The organism is Cardinium endosymbiont cBtQ1 of Bemisia tabaci (genome assembly GCF_000689375.1).
GTDB lineage: Bacteria > Bacteroidota > Bacteroidia > Cytophagales > Amoebophilaceae > Cardinium.
Genome location: NZ_CBQZ010000001.1, coordinates 276,796 through 289,889 on the forward strand (window position 1 = coordinate 276,796; position 13,094 = coordinate 289,889).

12 protein-coding genes and 1 pseudogene are annotated in these 13,094 nt (G+C 36.9%); 10 read left to right on the forward strand and 3 right to left on the reverse strand.

Features of this window, described 5'->3' with window-relative positions; all coding sequences use genetic code 11:
- Positions 1 to 61 precede the first annotated feature (61 nt).
- From lolA1 to dnaB, 8 genes and pseudogenes are all read left to right on the forward strand, one after another.
- Entirely contained in the window at positions 62 to 778 is a 717-nt protein-coding gene (gene lolA1 / locus CHV_RS01270; protein ID WP_165393805.1) for an outer membrane lipoprotein periplasmic chaperone LolA1, read from the forward strand.
- Between the two features lie 136 nt (positions 779 to 914).
- Positions 915 to 1,469, forward strand: coding sequence for a ribosome recycling factor (gene frr / locus CHV_RS01275; RefSeq protein ID WP_223245660.1), 555 nt, complete (start codon positions 915 to 917; stop codon positions 1,467 to 1,469).
- Positions 1,470 to 1,684: 215 nt separating this feature from the next.
- A pseudogene (locus CHV_RS05140) lies at positions 1,685 to 3,092 on the forward strand (IS5-like element ISCca5 family transposase).
- Between the two features lie 142 nt (positions 3,093 to 3,234).
- Positions 3,235 to 3,981 carry a Fe-S cluster assembly ATPase SufC gene (gene sufC / locus CHV_RS01285; protein WP_034576575.1) on the forward strand — a complete coding sequence of 249 codons (747 nt, stop codon included), beginning with the start codon at positions 3,235 to 3,237 and terminating at the stop codon, positions 3,979 to 3,981.
- A gap of 9 nt (positions 3,982 to 3,990) precedes the next feature.
- The gene (locus CHV_RS01290; protein ID WP_034576578.1) at positions 3,991 to 5,265 is read left to right on the forward strand and encodes a SufB/SufD family protein; all 1,275 of its coding nucleotides are present in this window, start codon (positions 3,991 to 3,993) and stop codon (positions 5,263 to 5,265) included.
- A 35-nt stretch (positions 5,266 to 5,300) separates the two neighbouring features.
- Positions 5,301 to 6,551 (forward strand): aminotransferase class V-fold PLP-dependent enzyme, encoded by a 1,251-nt coding sequence (locus CHV_RS01295; RefSeq protein WP_034576580.1) that lies wholly within the window; start codon positions 5,301 to 5,303, stop codon positions 6,549 to 6,551.
- Positions 6,532 to 6,981 carry a SufE family protein gene (locus tag CHV_RS01300; RefSeq protein ID WP_034576581.1) on the forward strand — a complete coding sequence of 150 codons (450 nt, stop codon included), beginning with the start codon at positions 6,532 to 6,534 and terminating at the stop codon, positions 6,979 to 6,981. Before CHV_RS01295 ends, CHV_RS01300 begins: the two co-directional genes overlap by 20 nt.
- A gap of 28 nt (positions 6,982 to 7,009) precedes the next feature.
- Positions 7,010 to 8,497: a replicative DNA helicase gene (gene dnaB / locus CHV_RS01305; protein ID WP_034576583.1), complete on the forward strand. Its 1,488-nt coding sequence runs from the start codon at positions 7,010 to 7,012 to the stop codon at positions 8,495 to 8,497.
- 254 nt (positions 8,498 to 8,751) lie between these two features.
- Here dnaB and CHV_RS05730 read toward each other — a convergent pair whose 3' ends face one another.
- From CHV_RS05730 to CHV_RS01320, 3 genes are all read right to left on the reverse strand, one after another.
- Positions 8,752 to 9,405, reverse strand: a complete 654-nt coding sequence (locus CHV_RS05730) for a hypothetical protein (RefSeq protein ID WP_034576584.1) — start codon at positions 9,403 to 9,405, stop codon at positions 8,752 to 8,754.
- Positions 9,406 to 9,418: 13 nt separating this feature from the next.
- Positions 9,419 to 10,393 (reverse strand): hypothetical protein, encoded by a 975-nt coding sequence (locus CHV_RS01315; RefSeq protein ID WP_130721305.1) that lies wholly within the window; start codon positions 10,391 to 10,393, stop codon positions 9,419 to 9,421.
- Positions 10,394 to 10,624: 231 nt separating this feature from the next.
- Complete coding sequence (locus CHV_RS01320; RefSeq protein ID WP_034576589.1) at positions 10,625 to 11,128, reverse strand: glutathione peroxidase; 504 nt, start codon at positions 11,126 to 11,128, stop codon at positions 10,625 to 10,627.
- Between the two features lie 369 nt (positions 11,129 to 11,497).
- On the opposite strand from CHV_RS01320, the gene CHV_RS01325 reads away from it, so the two are divergent.
- A complete protein-coding gene (locus tag CHV_RS01325) occupies positions 11,498 to 12,445 on the forward strand; it encodes an ankyrin repeat domain-containing protein (RefSeq protein ID WP_051602129.1) in 948 nt (315 codons plus the stop codon).
- Positions 12,433 to 12,870 (forward strand): ankyrin repeat domain-containing protein, encoded by a 438-nt coding sequence (locus CHV_RS01330; protein ID WP_034576591.1) that lies wholly within the window; start codon positions 12,433 to 12,435, stop codon positions 12,868 to 12,870. Before CHV_RS01325 ends, CHV_RS01330 begins: the two co-directional genes overlap by 13 nt.
- Positions 12,871 to 13,094 lie beyond the last annotated feature (224 nt).

The following is a 13,094-nucleotide window of genomic DNA, read 5'->3' on the forward strand; positions in this document are numbered from 1 at the left end:
ATTTTTCGTGATCTATTCTTTTTTAGTATACTTATTAAAGTAATATATTATATGAATGGTTATGCAAATCATTAAGCGTTGTCACTTTCTAGTAGTAAAGCTATTTAGCTCGCTGTTAGGTTGGTTTATCTCAATACTCCCTATTTTTCCAGCAGTAGATGAAAAAGCACTTGAAATTCTAAGTAAAACTTCTGCTTACTACCAAAGCCTAGAGAACTTTAGTGCAACCTATAATTTGACCATTCAGTATCCAGAAGAGGAGACGATTAGCCATGCTAAAATGTGCATCACTGCTCGAGGGCCACAATATAGATTATCCTATGAACAAAAAGAAACTATAACAGATGGAGAGACGGTCTGGGTATACGATAAAGCGTTAAAAGAAGTCACCATTAGCGAATATACTAAAACAGATTCTGATCTGAATTTTGCTGAATTATATAATCTCTATCAAGAAGGCTATTTATCTGTTTATGTCGGGGAACGTATCGTACATAAAGCCAAAAATATCATGCGAGACATAGTCCAGTTAACGCCTCTTCATGAAGATAGCAGCTGTAAAAGTATTACATTGGAGATCGATCGTACTACCACACAAATTCATAGATGGGAAGTAGTACAAAACGAAGAAACAAGGTATATTTGTACAGTTTGTAGTTTTTCTGTGAATATTCCCTTACCAGATGCTTACTTTACATTTGATATGGTTGGCCATGGAGACTTAGAAATAATAGATCTACGAGAAAATGAAGAAGGGATGGATGTAGATGAGATGTAGCATTTAAATGGTTACATCCTATAACAAAAATAGTATAACCTTGTTGTTCTTATTCAAATAAATGGCTAGTCGTAAGGTAACAGGTTCAATGGCCTATCCAGGTAATTTTTCTTATATATATTACTAATTTATGGAAATGATTCAAAAACATTTAGATCAAGCTGCGTGTAATATGGATAAAGCTTATATACATGCACAAGATGCTTTTGCAAAAATTAATGCTGGACGCGCACTTCCTACTATGTTACACCATTTGATGGTAAGCTATCATGGCCAGCCAACCTTATTGCACCAATTGGCTTCGATTGCTACCATTGATCCGCGTACTTTGACTGTTCAACCATGGGAACAAAGTACGATTCCCCATATAGAAAAAGCGATTGCAGAAAGTCAACTTGGATTTTCTACCAGAAATGATGGACGTATGGTAATGGTTACCTTGCCACCTCCTTCTGAAGAAAGACGCAAGACCTTGGTAAAACTCATTAAAAGTGAAGCAGAAAAAGGAAGAGTAGTGATTAGAAATCTTCGCCGTGATTATAAAGAAATATTAAAAGCTACCCAAAAGGATGGTATACCAGAAGATGCTATAAAAAGGGCAGAAAAAAAATTACAAGATCTTACAGATGGCTACATTGATAAAATCAATCATCTTTTAACCATAAAAGAAGCAGATCTGATGGCTGTGTAATGAATGAACGCAAAGTGCATGGTCTAGCGCAATCGCTCCTGTAGCTTGGTTGCTATTTTTTCATAACTATTTTGCGTCATTTCAATCTATATACTATTTAGTCGGCCCTGAAATACCATATAATTATTTGTTAATCAGCAAATAAATGGTTAAATTTATATATGGTTAATAACCAGTTTTTAGGTTGTTTTGTATAAAAAGCTTGCAAAATAAGGATGAAATCTAAGAAAATAAATAATAGCCTTGAGCGTTTGTTTGAGCAACGCTTATCTAGTTTTCTCAACCCGAAACATCCATTATTCCAGTTATCTGATTCGATTCCTTTTCACTCCTTATCATCAGATTTAGACCGCGGTTTTAGCTATGGACCTGGTCAACCTCCTTTGCCTATTCGTTTAATTATAGGTCTTCTCATTATCAGTCATATGTATAATATTTCTGATGAACAAGTAGTGGTTAGATGGGTAGAAAACCCTTATTGGCAATACTTTTGTGGATATGATTATTTTCAGTTTAAGATGCCTTGTAACCCCAGTTCATTGACCCGTTGGCGCCATAGATTAGGTCAAGAAGGTCTCAATAAGATTTTATCTATGACTATAGACTTAGCGCTAAAAAAAAAGTACTGACCCGAAAAGAACTTGAAAAAGTTATAGCTGATACTACTGTAATGGAGAAAAATATCCGTTACCCAACTGACTCTTCTTTGCTTAATAAATCCAGAGAAAAATTGGTCAGTATAGCCAAGAAAACAGGTATTAAACTGCGTCAAACTTATCAGCGTTTAGGTCTATCTATCAAACGTAAAGTTGATTGCTATGCTCATGCTAAACAGTATAAACGTTTATCTAAAGGCATTAAAACATTAAAAACCTATCTTGGTAGAGTAGTCAGAGATGTAGAACGTTCTATACAATCCTCTGATGATCTAATACGGAATCAATTTACCAATCTACTATCTATAAGTAAAAAACTTATAAACCAATACAAAAAAAGTAAAGATAAAATTTATAGCATCCATGAACCATCCGTCTACTGTGTAAGTAAAGGTAAGTCTAAACATCCTTATGAGTTTGGTTGCAAGGTACAATTTACAGTAACGCATAAAAAAGGTTTAATTGTTTCAACAGAAGCAATACATCCTAATGCTTACGATGGCCATACTTTGCAGAAGAGTTTATTACAAGCCGAGCAATTATCTGGTACCAAAGTAAAGTATGCTTTTGTAGATAAAGCCTACCGGGGTAATAATATACCTGTTAGTGAATGTAATATATTTATAAGTGGTTCTAAAAGGGGAATAACGCCTGCACTAAAAAAAAGCTAATAAAAAGAAGATTCTTCTATTGAACCGCATATTGGTCATATGAAATCCGATGGTAAATTATCTGTTAACTATTTGAAAGGTATTCTAGGAGATAAACTTAACGTTATTTTATGTGCTATTGCTCATAACCTACGACTGATTACAAGAAAGTTATTCTTAACACACTCACAATCACATAAATTAAAACCTATATAATTAAAATTCTTAATCCAAAACCAGTTATACCTATATCTTGGGTAGGAAAAATAGAGCGCCTGCTAAACCATAAATATTGTAAAAAAAGATCCATTCAATAAATTTATTCAAAAATAATATTTCAGGGCCGACTATTTATAATCAAATTGGCTAAATCTTTTATAGATTCCCTAGATGGTAGCTTTAAGTTAAGTCTAGGAAGCGACCATACCATTTACTTTTAAACCAGTAGGATAATAGACCATGCTCACCATAGCAAATTTACATGTAAACATAGAGGGTAAAAAAGTACTAAATGGCGTAAACCTTCAAGTAAGCGCAGGTCAGATACATGCTATTATGGGACCTAATGGTGCAGGTAAAAGTACCTTAGCAGCTGTTTTAGCTGGTAAAGCTGGGTATGAAGTTACACAAGGCAGTATACTGCTACATGGTCAGGATCTATTGCAGCTAACGCCAGAAGCCAGAGCGGCACTTGGTCTTTTTTTAGCTTTCCAATATCCGGTTGAAATTCCCGGTGTAACGACTACTAATTTTTTAAAAACAGCCATCAATCAAATAAGGAAACAGAACGCCTTACCCCCTTTAGATGCCGTTGCTTTTCTAGAACTTTTAAAAGAGAAGCGGAAACTACTCCGTATGGATGATACCTTGGTACAGCGTTCACTCAATGAAGGTTTTTCAGGAGGCGAAAAAAAAAGAAATGAAATGTTGCAAATGGCGCTCTTAGCGCCTTCTTTGGCTATCCTGGATGAGACTGATTCTGGTCTAGATATTGATGCGTTAACCATTGTATCAGAAGCCATTAATCAGTTGCGTAGTCCAACCAATGCGATGGTCTTGATTACCCATTACCAAAGGCTATTGGATCATGTGGTTCCAGATTTTGTCCATATTTTCTATGATGGAACCATTATACAATCCGGTGATTGTACACTTGCCAAACGATTGGAGAAAGAAGGATATAGCTGGATTGCACAACTCACCTAATTACCATCTATGAAGGCATTTACAAATTGGTTGACAGATATTTTTAAAAAATTTTCTCTTACCGATCCTTTCTATTCAGAAAGACTATGGGCATTTCATAGGCTCAATCAGCCTGATTTTATAGCCAGCCAAAGAGAACATTATAACAACCTGGGTGAAATCGTTGAGTTATGCATCCATCAGCCCTACGGGTATCCTATATCTAAGCAAGCTTGTTCCCCAGTGGAAGTGGGTGGATATACTGATGTAATTCAAACCGTAACCCTGACTTTTGTAGATGGAATATACGCGGATTTGCATGGCCTCCCTCAGGGCGTGGAGTTGCACAAGTTACTAGATCTGCCACTGCTAAAACAGAAAGAGGTACTGACGGCCTATATGGATGATATTCGGTCCAGTGATGATCTATTTGTCCTATTGAATAGAATGTTGTCTCAAGAAAGCTATCTACTGGAGGTTACAGAAGATATACAAAAAGTGATTGTCCTGCAACATATTGTGACCGATTCTGCCCGCCATGTAGTACCTCAGCTGATGATTAGCTTAAGCCAAGCCAGTAAAGCAACTATAATAGAAAATTGGTATACCTTATCGCATAATCCCTATGCTTTGGTCAACCATTTTACCCATATTTTATTAGAAGAAAGGGCCCATCTATCGTATCATACCCTTTATACAGATTCCCCATCTTGTTATCAAGTCAATAGCCTCTATTGCAATCAAAAAGCCCATACCACCTTTACCCATCATACATTTGCCTTTGATACTGGTATGTTGCGCATGCACCTTAAAGCGCAGATCAATGGCAGTCATGCCCGTACTATGCTATATGGTTTATCAACGCTTGGTGTAAAAGAAAAAGTAGCGCACCAAATCCAAGTGATTCATAGTGAACCCCATAGCTTTAGCCAACAACATTATAAATCCATCTTAGCTGGTCAGTCAACAGGCAGTTTCAGTGGTAAAATTTACCTCACACCTGCCGCACAGCAAACCAATGCTTATCAAACCAATAATGCCCTTATTCTATCCGATGCGGCCCGCCATTACGCCAAACCACAATTGGAAATCTATGCAGATGATGTGAAATGTTCCCATGGTGCAACGACTGGACAATTGGATCCTGCACAACTATTCTATTTGCAATCACGTGGCATAGCAGCTCCTTTAGCCAAAAGATTATTATTGGAAGCGTTTGGTAGCACCATCATTGGTTCTGTTTCTTTACCCATATTACAAGATTATGTATACGGTAAGCTCGTAGCAAAGCTTGTAAAATTGTAGTATATTTTGCCTATTAACCTACTAAATTGCTCCCGATGTTTGCTGCTCGTCCCTTAGATATAGATCAAATTAGGGCTTTTTTCCCTATTCTAAATCAGCAAGTTTATAACAAACCCCTGGTCTATTTTGACAATGCTGCTACCGTTCATAAGCCTTTTTTAGTTATAGATACTGCCTGCCGTTTTTATCAGGAGTATAATGCCAATATCCACCGTGGGATGCATGCCTTAGCTGCTCGCGCCACTACCGCTTTAGAGCAAACCCGATCTGCGGTGCAAAAATTTGTACATGCCCCTGAGGTAGAAAATATTGTTTTTACTTCAGGTACTACAGAAGGTATCAACTTAATTGCATCCACTTATGGAACGATGGCAGTGGGTGAAGGCGATGAAGTAGTCATTTCTGAAATGGAGCATCATGCCAACCTTATTCCTTGGCAATTGCTTTGCAAACGGCAAAAAGCTACTTTAAAGGTGATTCCTATAGATGATACAGGACAATTGGATCTAACCCATTGTACCTTTTCCCCCCGGACCAAAATCGTTGCACTAACCTATGTGTCCAATACGTTGGGCACCATTAATCCCATTAAAACCATTATAGACCAAGCACATCAAGAAGGTGCCATTGTCGTCATTGATGGTGCACAGGCCGTGGCCCATATGCCCATTAATGTTACCGACCTAGATTGTGACTTTTTTGTCTTTTCTGCCCATAAGGTCTATGGTCTAACTGGGTTAGGCATTCTATATGGGAAAAAAAAGTGGTTAGAAAAGATGCCGCCCTATCAAACAGGTGGCGGGATGGTCCAACAAGTTAGCCTAACAGAAGTGCGCTATCATGATCCTCCTTATAAATTTGAAACAGGGACACCACCATTGGCTTCGATTATCTCTTTTTCAGAAGCCCTCAAGTTTATTTCAAGTATAGGCTATGCCAAACTAGCTGTCCATGAAGAAAGCTTGCTTGCCTACGCATTGGCTGCTTTGGCGCGTATGCCAGAAGTAAGATTGGTGGGGACGGCTAGCCATAAAGTAGCTATTATTGCCTTTAATTTGACCAATATGCACCATTTAGATGTAGGTCTATTTTTAGATGCCGAAGGTATTGCGGTTCGTACAGGCCATTGTTGTACGCAGCCACTTATGCAAAGATTTGGGATAGACGGTCTAGTCCGAATTTCTTTTGCGGTCTATAATACCATTGAAGAAATTGACCTATTTTTAGAGATATTGCAACAAATTATTCATAAAGGAAACCGTTCATATGGTAAAAATAGTAGGTAAGACCATTCGTCAACATCAAGACCAAATCATAGATGCCTTTAGCACTTTCTCCGGTGATAGAGTCGCTATGCTAGACTATCTTATTGATTTAGGCGATACATTGGCCCCTATGGATCCCTTGTATAAGACAGACCACTATTTGGTACAAGGCTGTATGTCTAAGGTATGGGTAGCCGATAAACTTATCGCAGAACGACTATTTTTTCAAGCCGATAGCAATACGGCTATTACAAAAGGGTTAATTAGTTTGTTATTGAAGGTATTATCTGGCCAATTTCTGCAAGATATTATAGAGGCAGATCTCTATTTTATAGAAGCAATTGGGATAAATGCATTGATCGGATTTCAGCGTGCCAGTGGGTTGGCACATATGATTAAAACCGTGAAAATAAGAGCTTTAGCAAATAATCCAATCATCTGTCATGCCTAGTTTTGGGCTGGTTTAAGTATCATCTATTATGACCACGTATACTAAAAACTTAGAAGTAGAACCATCTAGTCTTTCTACCCCTGACACAGTCGCGGTCAATGCAAAATATCCTCCCCACGCTTTAGATTTAGAAGAAGGCGTATTAGGTGCGTTGATGCTGGAAAAAGAGTCCCTAGTCAGTGTTATTGATCTTTTACGACCTGAGAGTTTCTATAAAGAATCTCATCAAGAAATCTATCGAGCCATCGTACGACTGTTTAATGACTCAGAACCGGTAGATATGCTTACAGTAGTCAATCAATTGCGTAAAGATGGTAAATTAGCTGCAGTAGGGGGGAGCTATTATGTAAGTTACCTAACCACACGTATTAGTTCTTCGGCCAATATCGAATTTCATGCTAGAGCTATTTTAGAATATGCCATGCGCAGAAGGTTAATAGAAATTTCTATTATGGTTCAGAAGTATGCCTACGATCCTACGATGGATGTGTTCAATACATTAGATCGTACCGAACAGGCACTATTTGAGGTTTCTGATGGAAATATTCGCAAACGCTATCTAGAAATGCGTTCATTATTGGTAGAAGCTTTTGATAGTTTGTCCAATCGTCGTACATCTGCCAATGGACTTACCGGTATCCCCACTGGGTTTACTGCTTTAGATCGTGTTACCTCTGGTTGGCAAAAGTTTGATTTAATTATTATTGCCGCTAGGCCTGGTATGGGTAAAACTGCTTTTGTACTTTCTGCTTTACGCAATGCAGCTATAGACTATAAGACCCCTGTAGCTATTTTTTCTTTAGAGATGGGGGCATTACAATTGGTAAATCGATTGATCTCATCTGAGGCAGAGCTAGCGGGTGAAAAAATAAAACAAGGTAAGTTAATGGATCATGAGTGGGAACAATTGCTGCATAAGACCGCTGCACTTTCCAATGCCCCGATTTATGTAGATGATACGCCTGCACTATCCGTTTTTGAATTGCGTACCAAGTGCAGAAGACTTAAGGCCAAGCATAATATTCAGCTAGTGGTTATTGACTACTTACAGCTCATGTCTGGCGATGCCCATAGGGGGGGAGGCAATCGTGAGCAAGAGATTGCTTCAATTTCACGTGCCCTTAAAAGCATAGCCAAAGAATTGGATATTGCGGTGGTGGCACTTTCACAATTAAGTCGAGCGGTAGAAACCCGTGGAGGCAGCAAACGGCCTCAATTATCTGATTTACGTGAATCTGGTTCGATTGAACAGGATGCAGATCTGGTTTTGTTTTTATATAGACCAGAGTATTATGGATTAACAGAGGATGAGTTAGGCAATCCTACACAGGGTTTGGCAGAGGTTATTATCGCCAAACATCGGAATGGTGCATTAGATCAGGTTCATCTGCAATTTATGGGCCGATACATGAAATTTATGGATGCGGATATGCCTCCTTCTACTGGTCAACCGGAACAGTTTGTCATTCGCTCGAGCAAAGCCAATGGATTAAATGATACATTTGAATTGTTGTAGGCGATGTATGATACAATTCCGCTTGGTTATGATCTGTTTGTTTAATACTGTTTATATAGTACCCTCAATTCTGGATGTTTTAACAGGCCCATGATATATTGCCTAACATTTTGGCTAACTCCAACAATCCTAATTTCGGTTTTATTATTTTTTGGTGTAGGTTTATAATAGTCTTTATTTTTATTTGTACAAATTTACCAATTTTAGGATTACATTTAAACTACTGTACCTAAATTGCCTTGTTAAGGCTACGCTTATTCATCTCCTAATGGATCCATCTTTTTTAATTCTTCTTTATAGTCTTCTGTTTTCTGGGAAATCCTCTTTCTTGAATGTAGTATGTTGTTTTTATATCTCTCTGTCATCGCTGCTTGAGTGTTTAATCGCATTTCTAGACTATTGGTTGCTGTACGATTATCCAAATGAGTCCGTGTAATATCGTTTATGGTTTTTTCCTCTAATTCTTTTAAACAAGTTATACACTTGTTTATTAAGGAATTAATCTTATCGACTTCCTGATTGAGTTCCTCTTCTGTTTTGGGTTCAAATTTACAATCCTTTCGATAGAGGCCCTTATTAGCTATCATATTTTTCAATGTATTAAAATCAATCATGAAATTTACTTGATTCATCTGAGATTTAATATTATTAAACCGACTATCTATTTTCTCTATGTTCATTAAGATATCTATCAAGAATTTTTTGTTGTTTATGCATTGTGTCTTAAATTCTTTCATCAGATTTAGTTCGTGACTTGCTTTAGACTTTAAGTCCAAGAACGTTCTTTTTATATTGTTTAATTTTATATACTCACTAATCGATACCTGTTCTCTGGTACACTCTATAAATTTGATACAATTTTGTTTTTGTTCTTGACAATCTATATTTTCTTGTATGGTACGGCCCAAATATTCAATATATTCAATAGCTTTGTTTAGTCAGCGTAGTAAGATCATGATTTGGCTTATCTGCATTGCCTTTCTGATAACTTCTTTCTAATTTTAATGCTGATTTCAATGCTTTTATTTCTTTCAATGTTAACGTTGACAACTTTGACAGGAATTCCTTTTGTAGTGAATTTTTAGAAATTGGGATTATATCAATTTTTTGTCTATGTAGTAATGGAGCTAAGATGTTTTCTTCCATTTTTTCTATGACTTTTTGATTGCTTATAAAATTTTCTATATACTTAACGATTTTTGATATATCCTCGTGAAGTGCTATATCAGTATAGGATATATTATATACATCCAAAGCTTGACTAGTAATATTAGGACAAGTCCCTCCTGGTTTTATCTGTGATAGTAAGTTTGTATTCTCTGGCTTAATAGTCCTAATATCATCTTTAGCAACTACACCTGTCTCAGGTGATGATAGAGTTTCTTCTAAGGCCAACAGGACTATTAGGTTATCTTTCTGCTCTAGGGATAATGGAGGTACGGGTAAGCTAGTTGAACTATCTTTAGAGGGTAATGGTGCTTTTTGCAGCCTATTTTCCAATAGGTTTGGTTGCGCCAATGCTATACTAGTAGGTTTGGTACCACTAGGCTCCTGCTTAGTAAGTGCGTCCTTCACATGTAATCGCTTAACGCTTTGTGAGGGTAATAGCGGTGCCCATAGCGGGTCTACTTCCCTTCTTAATCTTAATGGTAATGGGTCAGAAAAGTGGTTGCTTGTATTGGATTTGGGAAAAACTTTTTCTAACTTAGGTGCATTTCTATTTTTTCTGCTGCATCCAAATCCTGTGCTAAACAGTAAGCAACTGCTGCACAGTCCTATTAAAAAAGAAGTAGAAAAAAGTTTTTGAGGGAAAAAGTAAGCAAAAATACCACGAAAAAAAGTAGTTTTAGTGCTGTCTAGACTGGTCTTATCGGTTTGTAGATGCATATCGTTCATATTTTTTTACTTTTAGTAATTTTTTAATGATTACTTGACTATATAATTAGACTATAAAAGAACAATATGTTTTTTTATTTAAAACTCCAAGTTTTTTGTTTTGCCTACATTAAATAAATAATACAATGGTTGCATTCCTATTTAAAGATATGGCTCAAAGAGTCCATTAAAATATATATTTAACATTTAGAAAACGGATAATCAGGTAAATGGCTTAAAGAAAGTTGCAAGCTACGCGGCACTTAGTGCAGCCTCTACTGCTTCTATGACTTTTGGGGCTACAGGATCCGTTGCAGAGGCAAACCACGTAATGCATTGGCCTTCTTTTCCTATCAAATATTTATGAAAGTTCCATTTTGGCCGTCCGCACCAAGAAACTTGTGTAGCGGCCCATGCGTAGAATGGATGAATGGATTTCCCACGAACAGCTGTTAGCTGGGTAATCGGAAAAGTAAGGGGACCCCATTCTTTTTGTATAGCACTTCCTATATCACAAGGCTTTTCAAATTCTTGCTTGCCAAAACTTTGAGAAGATACCCCAAGCACTGTAAAACCATCGACATGGTACCGGTCATGCAGCTTTTGTAAGCCATCAAATTGACGGGCAAATCCACAGCGCGAAGCCGTATTCACCACCAAAACTACCTGGCGAATGCCACTACAAAGATGAAAAGAAGTGCCATCTAACAGCGTAAATAAAAAATCTTTATGACTGTTCGTATCTACTATACCCATACTTTTACGACTGCTTAAAAGAAAAGAGTTTAATTGGCTGAATAACTAAAAAATTACTTAGCTCACAAATTTACGCTACTTTTAGTCAAAATCAAAATCAAAATGCTATTTTTTGTACGTAAGGCTCATTTGTATATTTGAATGACAGATTAGAATTTTTCGGTCCACTATAATTCGTCTTAGATTAGCGTTAATCTATTGACTTTACGATTTTATTTTTATAAAATTGAAGCATTCATTTATTACAAATAAACGACCATACACAACATAGGTATATTGCAATTGTATAAAAAATTTTCTCATGCCCTATCGGTAATATCTTGCTTTATTGTATGGTGTACTTCTTGTAATCAGTTAACCAGATATGGTATGCAGTCTATCCATGAGGGGGTGCATGAGGCTGAAGATATTCCAGTGAATAAAGGAAATAGGTATGGTAACACTCCTCTTCATATTGCAGCGCAAAGTGGTAATGAAAGAGAAGTAAGGAATTTACTAAAAGTTCAAGGAATTCAGGTCAATAAAAAAAGTCATTCTGGAAGTACCCCTCTTCATTTGGCAGCACAAAATGGTCATGAACAAGTGGTTAAAGCGCTACTGGAAGTGCCAGGTATTGACGTCAATGAAGGTACTGAAATTGGCAATACCCCTCTTCATTATGCAGTACGCAACAATAATCTAAACGTAGTAGAAATTCTACTGGAAAGGAAACTTTTGGGTATTAAAATAAATGCAAAAAACATTAATGGAGATACGCCACTGCACATTGCCGCACAACATGGTCATATAGAAATCGTTAGAGTACTACTAAAGGCTGAGGCCATTTTGGTTAATCCAATAGGTGCTAATCGGAATACCCCCCTTCATACTGCAGCAAAAAATGGCCGTGTAGAAGTAGTTATGGCGCTACTGGCATTCCCAGGTATTGAGGTACATGGAAAAAATATTAATGCAGATACGCCACTACATCTTGCAGCAGAAAATGGCTATGAAGAAGTCGTCAAAGTGCTACTGGCGTTTCCAGGTATTGAGGTAGATGCAAAAGGTAACAATGCAGATACGCCGCTTCATGATGCAGCAAAAAACGGTCATGTAGAAGTGGTTAGAACACTACTTTCATCTGGTGCTAATTTAAACGCAAAAAATAATGATAATGCTACTCCATTGCATCATGCAGCATGTAATGGTCATGTAGGTGTATTTAACACGCTACTAGAAAACAAAGGTATAGGTGTGCTCATCAATCCAAAAGATAGGTATGGTAGTACTCCACTACATCGTGCCATACAGTATAGGTTGTCAGTATGCTACTGTTAGCAGGTATTGATGTCAATGTAAAAGATAATGATAATGCTACTCCGCTGCATCATGCAGCATGTAATGGCCATGTAGGTTTATTTAACACGCTACTAGAAAATAAAGATATAGGTATGCTCATTAATGCAAAAGATAGGTATGGTAGTACTCCGTTGCATCGTGCTATACAATATGGTCATGAAGCGATTGTAAGCGTTTTGCTGTCAGCGGATGCTGATGTCAATGCCAAAGATGATGAAGGAGATACTCCATTGCATTATGCAGCAATATATAATCGTGTAAGTACCATTGGTGCATTACTTCAGGAAGGATTAATTGATATTCAATCAATAAATAATAAAGGAGATACCCCACTACATATTGCATCAAAAAATGGACATGTGGCTTGCATAGCTATTCTAGAAAATGCTATGCAAGCTAAATGATAAAAACACTTATTGGTTCTGTTGTCTTTTTTATATTTAAAAAATACATCCACCCCTCTGTTTCCCTGCGTTAAGTCTTAAGTCCAGTAAGTTAATCAATCGAATTAACTTTTTACTTTGTAAGGCTCGATATAATTCGTCTAGGCGACTAATATATTTCTACTAATTTTCATATATTTATAATTGATTCCTTTAGTGATTTGTTCTACAATTTGAATTACTCA